Source organism: Pseudovibrio sp. JE062, assembly GCF_000156235.1.
In the GTDB taxonomy this organism is placed as follows: domain Bacteria; phylum Pseudomonadota; class Alphaproteobacteria; order Rhizobiales; family Stappiaceae; genus Pseudovibrio.
On record NZ_DS996811.1, the window covers coordinates 164593 to 181669 of the forward strand.

18 protein-coding genes are annotated in these 17077 nt (G+C 56.1%); 10 read left to right on the top strand and 8 right to left on the bottom strand.

Annotation, left to right across the window (positions count from 1 at the left end):
* Window positions 1-12: 12 nt before the first annotated feature.
* The 3 genes from PJE062_RS17630 to PJE062_RS17640 all read right to left on the bottom strand — a co-directional run bounded on the left by PJE062_RS17630 (window position 13) and on the right by PJE062_RS17640 (window position 2293).
* Window positions 13-426, bottom strand: a complete 414-nt coding sequence (locus PJE062_RS17630) for an NUDIX domain-containing protein (RefSeq protein ID WP_008550977.1) — start codon at window positions 424-426, stop codon at window positions 13-15.
* A gap of 74 nt (window positions 427-500) precedes the next feature.
* Window positions 501-1139, bottom strand: a complete 639-nt coding sequence (gene prfH, locus PJE062_RS17635) for a peptide chain release factor H (protein WP_008550776.1) — start codon at window positions 1137-1139, stop codon at window positions 501-503.
* Window positions 1136-2293 (bottom strand): RNA ligase RtcB family protein, encoded by a 1158-nt coding sequence (locus PJE062_RS17640; RefSeq protein WP_050773945.1) that lies wholly within the window; start codon window positions 2291-2293, stop codon window positions 1136-1138. The genes prfH and PJE062_RS17640 overlap by 4 nt, the downstream gene beginning before the upstream one ends.
* Before the next feature lie 282 nt (window positions 2294-2575).
* Here PJE062_RS17640 and PJE062_RS17645 point away from each other — a divergent pair, with 282 nt between their 5' ends.
* Entirely contained in the window at window positions 2576-3616 is a 1041-nt protein-coding gene (locus PJE062_RS17645; RefSeq protein ID WP_008550978.1) for an NAD-dependent epimerase/dehydratase family protein, read from the top strand.
* A 12-nt stretch (window positions 3617-3628) separates the two neighbouring features.
* On the opposite strand, the gene PJE062_RS17650 is transcribed toward PJE062_RS17645, so the two are convergent.
* Window positions 3629-4267, bottom strand: a complete 639-nt coding sequence (locus PJE062_RS17650) for an NAD(P)-dependent oxidoreductase (protein WP_008550814.1) — start codon at window positions 4265-4267, stop codon at window positions 3629-3631.
* Window positions 4268-4277: 10 nt separating this feature from the next.
* Window positions 4278-5393, bottom strand: a complete 1116-nt coding sequence (locus PJE062_RS17655; protein ID WP_008550911.1) for an NAD(P)/FAD-dependent oxidoreductase — start codon at window positions 5391-5393, stop codon at window positions 4278-4280.
* 123 nt (window positions 5394-5516) lie between these two features.
* Here PJE062_RS17655 and PJE062_RS25840 point away from each other — a divergent pair, with 123 nt between their 5' ends.
* The 9 genes from PJE062_RS25840 (at window position 5517) to PJE062_RS17700 (ending at window position 13871) form a co-directional block, all read left to right on the top strand.
* The gene (locus PJE062_RS25840) at window positions 5517-5960 is read left to right on the top strand and encodes a MarR family winged helix-turn-helix transcriptional regulator (protein ID WP_008550812.1); all 444 of its coding nucleotides are present in this window, start codon (window positions 5517-5519) and stop codon (window positions 5958-5960) included.
* Between the two features lie 51 nt (window positions 5961-6011).
* Window positions 6012-6482, top strand: coding sequence for a DUF3592 domain-containing protein (locus PJE062_RS17665; RefSeq protein WP_208982379.1), 471 nt, complete (start codon window positions 6012-6014; stop codon window positions 6480-6482).
* 221 nt (window positions 6483-6703) lie between these two features.
* Window positions 6704-7342, top strand: coding sequence for a VOC family protein (locus PJE062_RS17670; protein WP_008550925.1), 639 nt, complete (start codon window positions 6704-6706; stop codon window positions 7340-7342).
* 363 nt (window positions 7343-7705) lie between these two features.
* Window positions 7706-9208 (top strand): NCS1 family transporter, encoded by a 1503-nt coding sequence (locus PJE062_RS17675; protein WP_008550793.1) that lies wholly within the window; start codon window positions 7706-7708, stop codon window positions 9206-9208.
* 113 nt (window positions 9209-9321) lie between these two features.
* Window positions 9322-9852 carry a GNAT family N-acetyltransferase gene (locus PJE062_RS17680; RefSeq protein WP_008550837.1) on the top strand — a complete coding sequence of 177 codons (531 nt, stop codon included), beginning with the start codon at window positions 9322-9324 and terminating at the stop codon, window positions 9850-9852.
* A gap of 104 nt (window positions 9853-9956) precedes the next feature.
* Window positions 9957-10472: a YgjV family protein gene (locus PJE062_RS17685; RefSeq protein WP_008550836.1), complete on the top strand. Its 516-nt coding sequence runs from the start codon at window positions 9957-9959 to the stop codon at window positions 10470-10472.
* 130 nt (window positions 10473-10602) lie between these two features.
* On the top strand, window positions 10603-11724 hold the full coding sequence (locus tag PJE062_RS17690; protein ID WP_050773952.1) for a type III polyketide synthase: 1122 nt from the start codon (window positions 10603-10605) through the stop codon (window positions 11722-11724).
* A complete protein-coding gene (locus PJE062_RS17695; RefSeq protein ID WP_008550999.1) occupies window positions 11717-12217 on the top strand; it encodes an isoprenylcysteine carboxyl methyltransferase family protein in 501 nt (166 codons plus the stop codon). Before PJE062_RS17690 ends, PJE062_RS17695 begins: the two co-directional genes overlap by 8 nt.
* Before the next feature lie 136 nt (window positions 12218-12353).
* Window positions 12354-13871, top strand: a complete 1518-nt coding sequence (locus PJE062_RS17700) for an aldehyde dehydrogenase (NADP(+)) (RefSeq protein ID WP_008551111.1) — start codon at window positions 12354-12356, stop codon at window positions 13869-13871.
* A 193-nt stretch (window positions 13872-14064) separates the two neighbouring features.
* Here the strand turns inward: PJE062_RS17700 and PJE062_RS17705 are convergent, their stop codons facing one another.
* Genes PJE062_RS17705 through PJE062_RS17715 form a run of 3 tightly spaced genes read right to left on the bottom strand, consistent with a single transcriptional unit; the run spans window position 14065 to window position 17070 of the window.
* On the bottom strand, window positions 14065-15168 hold the full coding sequence (locus tag PJE062_RS17705; RefSeq protein WP_008550926.1) for an ABC transporter ATP-binding protein: 1104 nt from the start codon (window positions 15166-15168) through the stop codon (window positions 14065-14067).
* Between the two features lie 11 nt (window positions 15169-15179).
* Entirely contained in the window at window positions 15180-16049 is an 870-nt protein-coding gene (locus tag PJE062_RS17710; protein WP_008551164.1) for an endonuclease/exonuclease/phosphatase family protein, read from the bottom strand.
* Window positions 16036-17070 carry a LacI family DNA-binding transcriptional regulator gene (locus tag PJE062_RS17715; RefSeq protein WP_008550890.1) on the bottom strand — a complete coding sequence of 345 codons (1035 nt, stop codon included), beginning with the start codon at window positions 17068-17070 and terminating at the stop codon, window positions 16036-16038. The genes PJE062_RS17710 and PJE062_RS17715 overlap by 14 nt, the downstream gene beginning before the upstream one ends.
* Between the last annotated feature and the right edge of the window lie 7 nt (window positions 17071-17077).

Consider the following 17077-nt stretch of genomic DNA (forward strand, 5'->3'; position numbering starts at 1 on the left):
CATTCGGGAGTGCTATTGAAGCGCTCCTTCTTCTTTCAGTTTCTCAAAGACATTTTGGTATTCAGCAAAGGCAAGACCGGGCAGCCCGATCGCTTCTTCAAACGCCACCCATCGCACCTCAGAGTGCTCATCGCCCAGGTTCTCAGGCGTGCCCTGCCATTGGTCGACCTTGAACAAGTGAAACGTGATTGAGCCCTCACCACTTGGAGCAAGGGCAGCAAACTCGAAGATCTTCACAAACCGCTGCGCTTTGACGCCAACTTCCTCGCCAAGCTCTCTCATAAGAGCCTGCTCCAGCGTTTCTCCGGCTTCAACGTGCCCACCCACAAAGCTCCAGAGGCCGGGATAGTTTTTTCGCGATGCAGAGCGCAGGCCCATAAGAACACGCCCGTTCTGCACCAGCAGGCCATTCACAATATCAGTCATCTTGGTTCTTCACCCCCACATCGAATCTAAGCCCGAAAGCGCCATCATAAAGAGGCGCTTTCGGATTGTTGAGATCAGACTTCCTTAAACCGCTCTCCTTTGAAGCACCGTACCGGATTGCCGCGTTCCAGTTGGTGGTGGAGCAAGCGTTCAGATTTTCGCAGGCGTGCACCTTCTTCCGCTGAAAGACCAGAGAGCTTTTCCTGCAAACGCTGCAGGGCAATCTGTTTGTTGCGGTGTTGAGAGCGTTCGTCACGCGCCACAACAGAAAGACCTGTGGGCACGTGGGTGACCCGTACCGCACTTTCGGTCTTGTTCTGGTGCTGCCCGCCCGGGCCACCAGCCCGCAGAGTTTCAAAGCGCAGATCTTCTGCGTTGAACTCTCCGGCTTCTGCTGCAGAGACCGGCAGCTCATAGACGCCGATGAACCAGTTCTGCCGTTTATGGTTGGGGCGAAAGGGGCTCTGGCAGGTCCACTTGATCGTGCCGCACCATGCCTTGGCAAAAGTCTTGGCTCCCTCACCCGCAAGTGTCACTTCAGCAGAAGCAACATTTGCGGAAAGGTCAGAGCGCTCCGGATCACTGGCAAAGGAGAGCCCAAGCTTTTTTGCTGTTTTCTCCATAGCTGCAACGCTGTGGCAAAGGGCGAGCCTGCATTCCGCAGGCCCGTCTCCGGATGACAACAGCAGACGAACGGTTGTTTTTTCCGTCATCGCTTGCTCCTCCGCTCGTCTGCCCCACGTGCGGTTTTGAACGTGACGACAGGTGTCATCACCCCCACACACGTGGCCAGCTCTGCCTCAACCAGCTGCGCAAGAACATCCTCAGAGTTCTTGTAGGCTTGTGGAGCTTCTTCTACGAGAAGCTGTCTGTCCTCACAGACCACGCGGCCTCCATAAGAGGTGCGTGACAAGGCATTGCGAACGGATTTCTGCTTGGCAATCCGGCCATGCATGGAGGCACGGTCGTACTTGCGCCCCGCTCCATGAGCCAGAGATGCCAATGCCTCCGGTTTGTTGCCGGTTGATTTCAGCAGAAAGCTCTTTGCATCGCGAGAACCAGCCAGCGGAACAAGGTCAACATCCGCTTTTGCAGCTCCTTTGCGGTGCAGGAAGCCATCGCCATACCGCTCAATGAGGTTATGGCTGCTGTCGACCACCAGCTCCACATCACAGCGCAGAGCAGCGGCTGCCCGTTGTGCAATGATCTGCCGGTTCAGGCTTGCCCATCGCACGGCCAGATCATGCATTTTGAGGTAAGCCGCAGTGCGCTCATCCTCTGCTGCCAGCCCTTCCGGGCCAACCTCCGCATAGTTCGCAAAGATGCTGGCCCCGAAGGAGCGGGAGCCGGAGTGGACGAAGAGCAGCACATCACCTTTGGCAACACCAGCTTTGGCAGCAAGCTCTACATCCGGCGTTTCCGCCAGAACCTGCACTTCACAGAAGTGGTTGCCACCACCGATGGTGCCAATGGCTGTGACTGCCAGATCATCCGGCAAACCGGCACTGCGCAAATGCGCCTGACCCTCAGCCGGATCCGTGTAGTCCTGCAACACGCGCAAACGGTCAGCCAGCTTTTGCGGCTTCAGCTTATGAGCGCTTAAGGAGGTGCGGAACACAGTCATGCCGCAGCCGATGTCATTGCCGATCATGTGCGGGTGCACCCTGTCAGACAGGATGGCAACACCCACCGGACCGGGATGAAGATCAGGAAACGCCGCGATCTGACGGACCGCCTCTAGCTGCGCAAGTTTGTTGAGTTGGACTTCTGCATCCCCAAGGATCCAGGCAGAAGTCCCGTAAAATCGATGGATTGGCGCAGGCGCAACTGTAGCGCTGCTCGCACAATCCAAGCGTAAATTGCCCATGAAAATGGCCTATAGTTCTTGAGAGTGTTTCCGAGCATTGGCTCGAAAGAAGATCCTACAGGCCGCTAGCGCTGGCTCTGAGAAGGATCAGTGCCCTTTAAAGGGCGAAACACGGAAAGACATGGTTCGCTCCATACTGTGCTGCGCACCAATTGCTGCAGCTGAGGGCTAATATCAGAGCCTCCTCAGTCGGTCAACATCGCTCTGGTTGTGAAACCTGAAGGTGTGGCTGGACAAACACATACAGCCCGCTAGGTTGGGTGTACGAATGGGGAGAACATCATGCGGGTTTTGGTTGTCGGTGGAACTGGGTTTTTGGGCGGTGCGATAACAGAGACACTTACCAGCGCAGGACATGAAGTATCGGTGCTGGTGCGCGGCAACACCAACCGCTCCCTGCCAACTGCCGTGAAGGCCATCACAGCGGACCGGCATGGTGACCTGAGCATCTTGCAGGAGCAACAGTTCGACTGGGCTTACGACACCTGCGCCTTTGAGCCGGATACCGTACGCCATCTGCTTGAAGCGCTGGGAGATACCCTACAGCGCTATGTGTTCATCTCCTCCATCTCCGCCTATGGAACCTTCACCAAGCCTCTGCTGAATGAACAGGATGCGGTGCCCCTTCCAACCGAGGAAGATCTGGCACTGGCCCGCAATCTGGAACCGAAGGATCGCAGCTCAGCAAACTCCTACGGCGCCTCTTATGGACGCCTCAAGTGCGCTTGCGAGCTTGCAGCAACGGACATGCTTGGAGATCGGGTGACGTCTCTGCGTGTAGGTCTGCTGGTCGGGGCAGGAGATTATTCGGATCGATTGACCTGGTGGGTCCGCCGGTTAGATCAGGCCACAGCTGACAAGCCAGAGGTGCCAGCCCCTGCTCCAGCCTCTCGAAATGTGCAGATGATTGATGTGCGGGATGTGGCGGAGTTTGCTCTGGCCTGCGCAGAGGAAAAGCGCGGTGGGATCTGGAATGTGACCAGCACCCCGATGCAACTGAGCGATATGCTTCAGCAGATCATTGCTGTCTCCGGCTCCCCTGCCCGTCTGAAGTGGGTGGACGAGGAACACATTCTGGAAGCTGGCATTCAGCCTTGGACGGACCTTCCCGTCATGATCCCTTCCGCCTCCGACTACACACACTTCATGAATGTGGACACCGCCCGCGCAGAGGCCGCAGGTTTGACCTGTCGGCCACTTTTCGAAACGCTTAAGCCGTTGCTTGCGTGGGATCGGACACGGCGGGATGTTCCGCTGAAGTGTGGCCTGTCAGCTGAGCAGGAAGCAGCGCTGTTGGAAGAGCACTCTCAGGCAAAGGTTTGATGGACGAGTCGACTACCGCGTCCCCACAAACGGCGCAGTTTTGAACCAGCGCTCATCCAGAACCACCCGCAGCATGAAGGCGCTCAGCTGACTGACATCCACACGGAAACCTTGCGTCTCCGTCTCACTGGTTTGCAGCTGGCCTTTAACATTGGTGGCGATCAACGGTGGGCGAATGGAGGTCCAGTTGATGCCGGACTCTGCCAGCACGCGCAGTTCTGCCTCTTTGGCGGGGATCACCACCGGCACGATCACACTGAGAATGGACCGCATCAGTTTGCGGCTGAGAGTGAGTGGTTCCTCTCCGTATCGCGTGCCTGCACTTGCCAGATGGATCACGCGGGTTACGCCAGCCTCTTGCATCGCTGCCAAAAGCTGCAGCATGGCTTTTTCAAAGTCTGCAGGTTTCAGCGGTGAACGCCGTGTTTCCGGTGGGCCGATGGTGGTGAGCACTGCATCGACGCCATCCACCAGTTCCCGCAGACTTGCAGCACTGAAGTAATCACCAAAGATCAGCTCAACACCTTCCGGCACCTGCTCGGCAGAGCGCGCACTGCGGACGAGGGCGCGCACGTCATGGCCCTGCGCCAGCGCGGCTTTGCACAGCTCCCGGCCCACAAAGCCGGAAGCGCCCAGTATTCCCAATTTCATGAAGCTGCCCCTAAGCCTTCGCGGAGGCGCCAAGCGCTTTACGGTACATGGGGACCAACATGGTCTTCGCTTTAGCCATGCGGGCAAACCAGTTTGCCTTTACAGTGCCAACCGGCGGAATATCCGCAACACCGCCCTCACTACCAAGAGTGACCAGCATCATGGTGTCGTTGGTTTTCGGCTTATAGCTCTTCAGCTTCGCCTGCGGGTTCTTGAGCAATTGCTGCACGTTGTGAGCCACAGTCTTCACATGTCCGCGCACATAAAGCGCCTTCTTCACCTCATCGATCCCGGCGACATCACCAAGAGCGAACACGTTGTTCTTGCCCTTCATCTGGAACGTCTCTTCAACGGCGATGTAACCACGAGCGTCCAACAGATGAGCCAGATCCTGCTGCATGTAGTCCGTGTTGGGTTTGCCACCGATACACCAGATGATCAGATCATACTCCACCACAGCCCCACTGGAGAGCTTGGCCTGCCCGACCTCTGCTTTCTGAGAGGAGGATGGCTCCGGCGAAAGCACCCGCTCACCGAGCATGAACTTGACGCCCCGCTGTTGCAGCACCTTCACCGCATGATTGGCTGTTTTGCGCGAGGTTCCCTTCAGCACCTCACTGCTGGATTCCACCAGAGTGACGGATTTGCCCGGAAAGCTCTCACTGATTTCACCGGCCAGCTCAATCCCAACCGGACCACCACCAACCAGCAGGATCTTCTGTGCTGCCTCAATGGCACCATGGGTTGATTTGAACGCCGCATGCCGATCTTTCGTGGAGCCCTCAATCGGACGGATCAGGTCAGAGGGATAACGACTGCCAGTGGCAAGAATGGAGATATCCGCCTCAATGACGCGTTCAGACCCATCTGCTGCCACCACATGCCCGGTCTCTCCGGTGAAGTGCTCGAGCTTGCCGTGAATGAAATCCACGCCCGTCAGAAAGGAGTGAAACGGGATGACTGCCTGATGGGCATAGTCTGACTGCACGGCCACCCGCGGCATCGCCATGGGCACCTCAAAATAATCAAGCGGGCTCACAAGCTGCACTTTTGCGTGCTTTGCAAGCTGCGTGGCAAGGACCGCACCGGCAACACCACCACCATAAATCACAACTGACTTGGACATATCTTCACTCCGTTCTGTTGCGCTTTATATACTCCAATCATTTAATAGTTCAATATTATAAATATTACTTTTTTAAAGCAAACCTGCTAAAACGCCACCTGCAGACGTGAGGAAGCGAGCAAAATGAACGACTTACCAGCCAGCATGCTTGTGCTTTTCCAGTTTCAGGAAATTCTGGGCCGCATTCATAAATCCTACTCCGAGTATGCTGATAAGCTCACCCCCACAGAAACCAATATGCTGCTGCACTTGGGCACGCCTGTGCGCATGGGAAAGCTGGCAGATCTGCTGTTCTGCCTGCCCTCCAACGTGACTGTACTGGTCGATAAGTTCGAGAAACTCGGGCTTTTGCAGCGCCAACGCTCAGAAGAAGACCGCCGCGCCATTGAGGTCGCGCTGACGGACAAAGGTCAGGAATTGCGCACCCAAACAATCGCGCACATCTCAAAAGTCATCGAAGAGCAATCCGGCCTTGATCAGGGAGACTTCGAGAAGATTCTGGAGGTGCTGAAGCAAAAGTCGATTATTGCCGGGTCCTGCGGGGCATGCCCATCTGCTGAGGGTTAAGAGTTACCCTGCCGTCTTGGCAACAAACACTTTTCAACTTAACCTATGCATATGACTGAGTATTTTGAACTTCTTGCCGAAGGCCACCGTGATACGATTTTGCTGACAGCCGCCGGATACTTCGCACTGATGGGTGTGTACTCGTTGATATACATGTACCGGATAAGCAAATGGCCAAGTGTCATCGGTAAGTTGCATGAAGAATCGGTCCATGGCTGGGGTGGTGGCTCACATGATGGAACCAATTACAGAGCGAAGGTACTTTACAGCTACTCTGTTGATGGTGTGCCCTATGAAAACAATAGGATTAACGTCTGGCACGTCCAGGTATCCTACAATCTGCGCGCACTGTTGAAATGGCAGTTCCGCTACATAGATCACCACGACAACTCAGGGGTAACAGTATTCTACCATCCCCGTAAGCCGCAAAAGGCCTACCTGGTTGTTCCCGGATGGAAGCAAATGGCCTTGGTTTTCATGATGAGTTTTGGCCCTGTAGCGCTTAACCTCTCAGCATTGTAGATCATCTGCCAGTTTGTCTCTTTTCCAGCTTAGGCCTCTCGAGTCCAACAGCGTCAAAACCTCTAAACATATGCATCTGCCGCGAGCACTGGACACCTCCGCCAAGGTGTTCCAAACTGTTAGGCATTTCTAAGCCACACATCCCCCGTGGCGATTGCACCCTGTTCTTGGAGTGCACCGATAATCCTCAGTCCTACCGTAACTTTTCAGAGCCTCACAGCATGTTAAAATTTGACCATATCACGGTGATTGCGCCGACCTTAAGGGATGGCGTCAAGCACGTTGAAGACTGCCTTGGTCTTCAGGTTCCTTTTGGTGTTTGTCATGATTACATGGGAACACACAATCATCGCCTCCAGCTCGGTGGAACGCTCTATCTTGAAGTTGTTGCACTTGATCCAATCGGCCCCGCTCCCAACCGAGCACGATGGTTTGGTCTGGATGATCAGAAGACGATCAAAGCCGAGTGGGATGCTGGACGCCGTTTAAGAGGCTGGGTTGCTGGCGTGGAATCCATCGATCCAGTCCTCACCAAACACCCTAACATTTTTGGAGAGCAAGTTCCTCTGCCTCAGGGCGATCCTGAGTTTGCCTTTTCAATTGCCAAGGATGGAAGCCTGCCGCTGGAGGGCGCTGCACCTTCACTGATTGACCGTTATGGCGTGCCTGAAGACCCTTCAGACATTCCGGATCTGGGCGCACGGCTTGAGACGTTTACTTTGGAGCACCCTGAACCTGAAACCATAAAGGCGCTCTATGGCGACCTCGCGATTAACTTTCCAATCGAAGTTATTTATGGCCCGACAATCAGATACGCAGCCAAGATCCGCACACCTAAAGGGTTGAGGGAGTTAACGTGAGCAGAACTCCCTCTGCTACCTTCAAGAATTACCACAGAAAATACTTTTACCAACTGATCAAAAAACTTAGTTTTGAAGTTTTCTTCGCCCTTGATAAATATTTTCACTCTAATACTTTTGCGAAAATCTAGTAAAATTTGCTCTGACCTACTTGCGCAATACATATTTTCAGGTTAGTTAGCCGACTTTAGCAGAACAATCTCATCAGGCTGTATTCAGCCTCACAGTGCATGTAGTGCAACTACCGGCAAACGGTAATGTCATCACTACTTCTTGCTGTGGGCGCTGTTTTTGCACGCGCATACTTGCGCCCTGCTAAGATTTACTGTCTCAGAAAATTAGATATACATCAGGATCTAGAACATGGCGCAAACCCAAGTTATGGATGAGACTTCGCGCGGCCAATCCCGCCTCATGGAGCCAGCCATCCTTCCCGTCTGGCTTAATCAACGTGCCATTTCCAATCGCGGATATATTGGACTTTGGATCTCGATGGCGGTGATCATCGCAACCTTCCAGCTGGGTGCTGGCGGTGTGGCGGGTCTCCCTCTCCCAATCGTTATTGCAACAATCTTTTTCGCCAACCTGCTGCTTGGCATCGTCATGGCAATGACAGCAGACATCGGCACCGAGCACGGCATTTCCTTCGCTGTTTACCTGCGCGCGCCGTTTGGCACCGTGGGCACACACATTCCCTCCATCACCCGCGGCATCGTGGCGGCCATCTGGTTCGGCATTCAGACCTACCTTGGCGCGCTGGCGCTGAACGGCATCTTCTCCTATCTCACCGGTTTTGATAACTGGGTGGTCTGGTACATCGGCTTTGCTGTGCTGCAGGTGATCAACACCGCCATGGGCATCCGCGCCGTTGAGCGTCTTGCGAAAATCGCAGCTCCAGCAATCATGGCGATCTCCGTCTGGATGTACTTCACCCTTGATGGTCTGGCCACAGCAAGCGGCAAAGACATCTGGTCCTTTGCAGGTGATGCAGAAATCTCCATCGTGGCTTTGTTTGTTGCCAACATGGCCTTCTGGTCTTCTCTGGCAGTCGACATTCCAAACATCACCCGCTTCCTGAAAGTTGAAGCTGGCACCAAGAGCTTCTTCAAGCGCAACAAGAACGTGTTTCTGGCGCAGTTCATCGCCCTGCCAGTGGTGCAGAGCTGGATCGCGCTGATTGGTGCTGTCTCCTTCATCGCAGCAGGTGACTGGAACCCGATCACAGTTATTCAGGGTCAGGGCACCGGCATCACTCTGGTGGTTCTGCTGGTCATGGTCGTGCTGGCACAGTGGTCCACCAACACCAGTGCAAACCTGATCCCGGCCGCGCTGACCTTCGTGAATGCAGGCGCTCCATGGATCACCTACGCTATGGGGCTGGTTCTGGCAGCGATTGTCGGTACGCTGGCAATGCCTTGGCTGATCCTTGATCACCTCTTCACATATCTGGGCCTTTACGGCGCCATGCTCGCCTCACTGGGTGGCATCATGATCTGCGATTACTTCGTAATCCGCAAACGCCGCCTGAACGTGCCAGAGCTTTATGAGGAAGAAGGTCAGTTCAAGTACATCGCTGGCTGCAACCCGGCTGGCCTGATTGCCTGGGCCGTAGGTGGTGCGCTGGCGATCTACGCCATTGACCTTTCCTACTTCGTTGGCTTCTTCACGGCTTTCGCGCTCTACTGGGTGCTGATGAAGGCCTGGATCCTGCCGAAGTTCAAACAGGATGAGCTGGTGCACACAGATGATGAGAAGTATCTGGCAACCAGCATCAACCGCAACTGGGTATATCTGGACGGTCAGGGCATGGTGAAAATGGATTGCTCCAGCATTCCGGCCCACGCTCTTTCCCGCGAAGACCTCTAGGCTTTTTCTGAGACTGATACCGAAAGCCCCTTGCGCCTGCCGGCGTGAGGGGTTTTCTCTTTGCAAGGATATGCTGTAGGGTGCACCTGTCTTTTTTAATCAGTGCCCGTTTTATGAATACACCCAGCGACCTTGCCCTGCCGCCCCTCACTCTTCACGAAATCTGCGAAGAGGATGCTCTTGATGTTCTGGAGTTTGAGAGCAGCAACAGCACCTTCTTTGAAAAATGGGTGCCAGCGCGCGGGCCAGAGCATTTTGAGGAAGAGTCTCTGAAGCAGGTCATTCGTGATCTGATGGCTGATCCAGATCGGTTTTATCTGATGCGCTCTGAGGCTGGTGAACTGGTGGGTCGCATCAACCTGCGCAAGCTGGGTGCGGAGCCTTTGCACACAGCAGAACTGGGCTACCGCGTGGGTGAAAAACACCTCAGCAAAGGCTACGCCAAAGCCGCCGTTGTTGCCGTTGCGGATCTGGTGCGGGCGCAAGGGGATCTGACGGAGCTGGAAGCCTTTGCAGCGGACAACAATCCGGCCTCTTCCAACGTGCTGCGCGCCTGTGGTTTCCGTTGGGATAAAAACGGCACCAAGACCGTACACCTGAACGGCAACCCGTTGACATTGCACCGCTTTACTCTGACGCTTTGAGCCACGACTTATCCAGCGCGTAGTATCTCTGACCCGCGCTATTACAGACGATCTGCCGGTCTTTCACGCCTACACTCCTCTTCCAATAAGAAAGAAAATGGAAGATGGATCCACTCGTCATACAGGGCTTTGGGCTGGCGGCCTATGCCGTCAACATGGTTGGCTTTTCCACCAAGCGTGATCAGCTGTTTCGCGGCCTGCTTTTTGTCAGCTGCTCCCTGTTCTGCATCCATTATGTGCTCATGGGCGCTTATGTGGCTGCCACAAACCTTGGCATCAATGGTGTGCGGTCCTTCGTTTCCCTGCGCTTCAAAGGCTACACGTGGTTTGGCATCTTTGCTGTCATCCAAACCGTCATGAGTGTGATGGTGTATGAAGGCCTCATTGATCTGCTGCCATGGACTGCCTCTCTCATGAGCGGGTTCGCGCTCTTCTGCCTCAGTGGAATACAGATGCGCATCGCCATGTTCTCCTGTGCACTTACATGGATGGTCAACGCCCTGATCGTGGGATCCTGGGGTGGGTCGCTCAACGACATCACCAATGCCACGCTGCTGGCGATCACCATTTACCGTATGAAATCCGCAACTGAACGGGAGGCCGGGCAAGCCGCACTCTGACAATCCGTAGCACTCAATCTCACCCCACCAAAACAACCCCAAAAAACGCCGGATTTTCAGCAGTTTGGTCAAGGCCTATAAAGTTGATGATGCATGTTCTGGCAATAATGAAAGCAGGGTTGGAGAGCCGATGCCCGTTTACCTGACCGGCCTTGCGACAGCGGTGCCGCCCTATGAATTACCCCAGACTCTGGTGCTGGACTACGCCCGTCGGATTCTTGGCCCCAAGTTTGCGCAGTTCGAGCGCATGGCCGGCACGTTTCTGACCGCCGGTGTCAAAACCCGTTACTCCTTTGCGCCGCTGGAGTGGTTTCTGGAACCTCAGGACTGGAAAACCAGAAACGAAACCTACGTGCGCGGCGCAACGGAGCTGTTCATCACCGCCGCCCGCAAAGCGCTGCTTAAAGCGGGGTTGCGTGCCGATGAGATCGATACGGTCGTGACCGTTTCCTCCACCGGAATTGCCACACCCACGCTGGAAGCACAAGCCTGGAAGCAGATGGGCTTTCGGACAGATATCATGCGCGTGCCAGTGTTCGGGCTGGGGTGTGCCGGAGGCGTTTCCGGCCTTGCCATCGCGCAGCAGCTGGCGCAGGCGAAACCGGGCAGCAACGTGCTCATGCTCGCGCTGGAAGGCTGCACACTCTCCTTCCGCAGTGACCGGCTCACCAAGGCCGACATCATCGCCACCGTTCTGTTTGGTGACGGCGCAGCCGCCGCCTGCCTGTCCACCAGTAAGCCGGAAGGGTCAAAACCGGTGTTCCAGCTGGGATCAGGCCATCAGGAGATGTGGCCAGACACGCTCAACATCATGGGCTGGAACGTGGAAGAACACGGCCTCGGCGTGGTGTTTGACCGCTCTATTCCCGACTTCGCCACCGAGCACTTCCGTGATGTAACAGAGCGCAGTCTCACTGCCCTTTCCATGGAAAGGACTGGCGTTGCTCGCTTCGTCTGCCACCCGGGCGGGGCGAAGGTGGTGCAAGCGCTGGAAGGTGCGTTGGATTTGCCCACCGGTGTTCTGGATGTGGAGCGCGAGATCCTGCAGGAGTTCGGCAACATGTCCGCCCCAACTGTGCTGTTTGTGCTTGAGCGGGTTCTGGAGCGCACCGCGCAGGGCAACATGGTCATGTGCGCCCTTGGCCCCGGTTTCACAGCCTCGTTCCAACCGGTCACCGTTGTGCCGTCAGAAGCTGGCGGGCACCGGGGCACAACCGACTTTTCAAAACCAGAGGGGGCGATCAATGCCTGATGCTTCCTTAGCTGCCCTGCTGTTTCTGGGTTTCATCATCCTCCAGCGCCTGTCCGAACTGGTCATCGCTCGCAGCAACACCAAGCGCTTGCTGGAGGAAGGGGCCTACGAAGTTGGCGCTTCTCACTACCCGCTGATTGTCAGCGTGCATGTGGCGTGGATCATCGCTCTTGTTGTGCTGGGTTACGACAAGCCGGTTTCCCTTCCGTGGCTGATGGTGTTCGCCGTTTTGCAGGTGTTCCGCCTCTGGATTCTGCTCAGCATGGGCCGTCGCTGGACCACACGCATTATTGTGGCGAAAACGCCGTTGGTGACTAAAGGACCATTTGCGTTTGTGCGCCATCCCAATTACTTGCTGGTGGCACTGGAGATCTTCACCGCACCCATGGTGCTCGGCTTGTTTCCGATTGCCTTCCTGTTCTCCGGCTTTAACGGTGCCATCCTAGCCCTGCGAATTCGCGTGGAAGATGAGGCCCTTACAGATCTGCGGTAGGAAAGACCTTTGCACAATATGAAGTTATCGGCTTGAACCTGATAGAAGATAGTGATATATCACTGTCAAAATTCAGCTGTGGGCTGCACATCAGCGCCGCAGCGCCTGCCAGATAACTTCATGTGCCGAGGAAACGATGCTAACAGGTTGCCATCTCATCGCCGGAGAATGGGTCGATAACGCCCAGAAATTCGAGTCGTCCCCATTCTCGGGCTCTGCCCAAAGCTATGCCTGCGGCACCACGGAGCTGGTTGACCGCGCCGTCAAGGCTGCCGAAGACGCCTTCATGACCTTCGGCTGGACCACCCGCGCAGAGCGCGCCAAGTTCCTGCGCGCTGTGGCGGACGAGATCGACGCGCGCGGCGCTGAAATCACCGAAGTGGGCTGCGCGGAAACTGGCCTGCCGGAAATGCGCCTCAACGGTGAGCGTAGCCGCACCGTTGGCCAGCTGCGCCTGTTCGCCGACCATATTGAAAAAGGTGAATATCTGGACCTAACACACGATGAGGCCATGCCAGATCGTGCGCCTCTGCCGCGACCTGACCTGCGCCTCAGCCAGCGTCCGGTTGGTCCTGTGGCTGTATTCGGTGCCTCCAACTTCCCGCTGGCGTTCTCCACTGCAGGCGGCGATACGGCCTCAGCGCTGGCAGCGGGCTGTCCGGTGGTCGTGAAGGGCCATGAGGCTCATCCGGGCACGGCTGAGATCGTGGCACAAGCCATTGACGCAGCGATCAAATCCTGTGGCATGCATCCGGGTGTATTCTCACTGGTGCAAGGCGGTAGCCGTGAGGTTGGCACCGCCCTTGTGCAGCACCCGCTGATCAAAGCCGTTGGCTTTACCGGTTCTCTGGCCGGTGGCCGCGCACTGTTTGATCTGTGCGCCTCCCGCCCTGAGCCGATCCCGTTCTTTGGCGAGCTGGGCTCGGTCAATCCAAACTTCATCTTCCCGAATGCCCTCGCCAATCGCGGTGATGCCATCGCGGCCGGTTGGGCTGGTTCCCTGTGCATGGGCGCAGGCCAGTTCTGCACCAATCCGGGCGTGGTTCTTCTGGTGGAAGGCGCAGAGGCAGATGCCTTCATCACTAAGGCTCAAGAAGCTCTGGGCGCTACCGGCGAGCAGCCAATGTTGACAGACGGCATCGCAGCGGCTTACCGCTCCGGCGCTGAAAAGATCGCTGGCGAAGCGGGTGTTGAAGAGCTGGTGGGCACTGCCTGCGCAACTCGTGGTGCCAAGCCGTATATGTTCGTGACGGATGCTGAAAACTGGCTCGGCAACAAAGAGCTGCAGGAAGAGGTGTTCGGCCCACTCGGTATTGTCGTCAAGCTGAAGAACATTGAGCAGATGCAGGATGTGGCCCGCACCATTGAAGGTCAGCTGACCTGCACCATCCACATTGATGCCGCAGACCATGCAGAAGCCCGCAAGCTGATGCCATTGCTGGAGCGCAAAGCAGGCCGCGTGCTGGCAAATGGCTTCCCGACTGGCGTGGAAGTGTGTGATGCCATGGTTCACGGTGGCCCTTACCCGGCCTCCACCAACTTCGGCGCAACCTCTGTCGGCACCATGGCGATCCGCCGCTTCCTGCGTCCGGTTTGCTATCAGGATATGCCGCTGGAGCTGGTTCCAGGTTTTGAAATGGAAGAAATGGCGTAGGCCGGCCTCCCTATAGGCTAAAGCAGCGCGTCCACCCGAAAACCAGAGCCGCTTTTCGGGAAGACGCGACAACGGCAAAAGCCCTGAGCATCAGCTCAGGGCTTTTCTTTGTTTACGTCAATCCGGCAGATCAAGCTGCGGCCTTGCCGAAAAGTGGTAACAGGCTTTCGGCAAAGGCTCGCCCCAAAAGAACTTAAGCTGCCAGATTGCGCAGAGTCTCTCCATCAAACACATGGCATTTATCAAGCGCCATGTTGAAGCTCAGCGTTTCCCCAGCATGCACTGTGCGCGGATTATACATGATGGACTGAACCGGAGAGCCTGCCAGCTCCGTAAACAAAGTTGCCTCTGAGCCCAGGTCTTCAGAGAGCAATACAGGCAGTTGCAATTGTGCGATTTCACCGGCTGTCGGCAAGGCATTGCCTTCCGGCGAAATGTCTTCTGGCCGCACGCCCAGCTTCACCGCTTTGCCCGCTTCCAACGTGCTGCGCAGACGTGCAGGTGCGCTCAGCTCACTGCCGTCACCCAGCTTCAGCACCGGGTCGCCATTGCTGCTGGCCACGTGGGCATCAATCAGGTTCATGGGCGGAGACCCGATGAAGGTCGCCACGAATGTGTTGTTCGGCTTTTCAAAAACCTCACGCGGGCTGCCCACCTGCTCAATGATGCCGTCCCGCATGATCACGATGCGGTCTGCCAGTGTCATGGCTTCCACCTGATCATGGGTCACATAAATGATGGTGTTGCCGACACGCTGGTGCAGCTTCTTGATCTCAATGCGCATCTGGGTGCGCAGCTTGGCGTCCAGATTGGAGAGCGGCTCGTCAAACAGATACACATCCGGGTGGCGCACAATGGCGCGGCCCATGGCCACACGCTGGCGCTGACCACCAGAAAGCTGGCCCGGCTTGCGCTTCAGGTAGGGCTCCAACCCCAGAATAGCTGCCGCATCCGCCACCCGCTTTTCAATCTCGGACTGGGAAACCCCGGCAATCTTCAGCGAGAATCCAAGGTTCTTGGCAACCGTCATATGCGGGTAGAGCGCATAATCCTGAAACACCATGGAGATGTTGCGCTGGCGTGGTGGCATATCGTTGACCACCCGATCGCCAATGACCAGCTCCCCACCAGAAATCGTTTCAAGGCCAGCAATCATGCGCAGCGTGGTGGACTTTCCGCAGCCGGACGGCCCAACAAAAACGACAAATTCCTTGTCTTTGATCTCCAGATCAATACCATGAATGACCTTGGTTGGACCGTAGGACTTTTCGAGATTTTTCAGAGTAACTTGTGCCATGCTTTCCCCCCTCAGGCATCCTTCAGTTCCAGCCAGACCGGCAAATGGTCAGAGCCTTTCGCGTCTTCATCCACCCACATGCCTGCAATGCGGTGGCGCAGAGAGGCTCCCACAAACACATGGTCAATGCGGCGGGTGTCGAAATGCGCGGTCTTGCCACTCATCTCCTCGTTGCCCAGCCACACCCATGGGTCGACAAAGCCATCCAGCGTCTGCACGCGGCCACCTTCTTCTGATGGCGGGCCGGTGAACACCTCATAGACCGGCGTGCCCGGTCCGTTGTTCATGTCGCCCAGCAAAATGCAGTCGGTTGGCATGGTTGGCTGCGGTTCGTCGTTGAGCCAGTGGGCGTCGATGCCCGGGCCGCCGCACCATGCTCCACCTTCAGACGGAGCGGTCTTGATGCGGTCCCTCACAAACTGTGCCTGCACCAGCGCAAAGTCTGGTGACCAGTAGAACAGGTGGGTGTTATAGACCCGCAGCGGCCCACCCGGCGCGTCGATGACGGCTTCCAGAAGCGCCGCCTGAATGGCGTGGCGGGTAATGGAGCCCATCTTGGGCAAAGGATAAGTGCGGGTGGAAATGATCGGGTATTTGGAAAGGATCATTTCCCCGTGCTGACGGCGGCGGTTGACCAGCTTGCCGTTTTCATCGTGAAACGAGGCGTCCATGTCAAGGCCCGGGCCATAGACCCAGCGATATCCGCCAAGCAGATCCGCCAGTTCCGCGGCCTGATCCACATTGCCGTTTCGTTTCCAGAAGCGGTCAACTTCCTGCAGACCGATGATGTCGGCCCCTTCTAGTTCTCCTGCAATTCTTGCCAGATCGACTTTACCGTCGATGCCGGTTCCGTATTGAATGTTGTAGCTAACTATCTTCATGGGTTTTTCCGGAGGCTTTCCGAGCAACTCCTAAGGAGCCGCGCAGCTTGAGCGCGCAATTGACGCGAATGTTGCGGGGGTGGTCAGGCGCCGTTCCATCCAGCCGGCTCAGCACGATCTCCGTCAGATGACGGGCAATCTGCTCAATGGGCTGTTCAATGGCAGTGATGCCCGGCGGGATCAGCCGGAACATGTCTGGATCATCAAAGGTGACAAGATCAATGTCTTTGCCCACCTGTTTGCCGTTGCTGGACAAACAGTCCAGACCACCAATGGTCATCAGGTAATTGGAGTAGAACACAGCACTTGGCGGATTTTCCATGCCAAGGAACCTGTCCATGGCGGTGTATCCATCCAGCTGGCCCCAATTGCCAACGTAAACCAACTCCTCATCAACACTCAGGCCTGCTTGCTCATGGGCTTTTTTGAAGCCCTGCAACCGGTTTTGCCCTGTGCTTCCATTCAGGTCCCCTGTCACCACGCCAATGCGGGTATGGCCAAAGTCAATCATGCGGCTCACAGCGTCTTGCGCAGCAGCTTCATCGTTGACCAGCACCTTATCCGTTTCCACGCCCGGCACATCGTTGTTGAAGATGATGACTGGTTGTTCTCCAGTCAGCAGCTCCTGCACCTTCTCCGTGACTTCATGAGTACCGGACAAGATGATGGCATCGATGCGCCGTGAAGACGCTGATTCCAGCGCCTCGTTGATGGCATCCGCTTCATCGGAATGGTGAAAGGTTACAATGGAATACCCACGGGCTCGCAGAGACCGCACCAGTTGGGTCAGGATCCCCGAGTTGAACTCGTCAAACTTGGGAACCAGATACCCGACTGTGTTCGTGCGCTCTGTTTTCATGGCGCGGGCAAGCGTGTTGGCCCGGTAACCCAGATCGGCAATCGCTTGTTCGATCCGGGTCCGGTTGTCCTTCCTGATGCGTTGATCGTTCAGATAACGCGAGACTGTGCCGACAGCGACGCCTGCGGTATCTGCTACATCGAGGATGGTTGGTTTTTTCACTGCACTG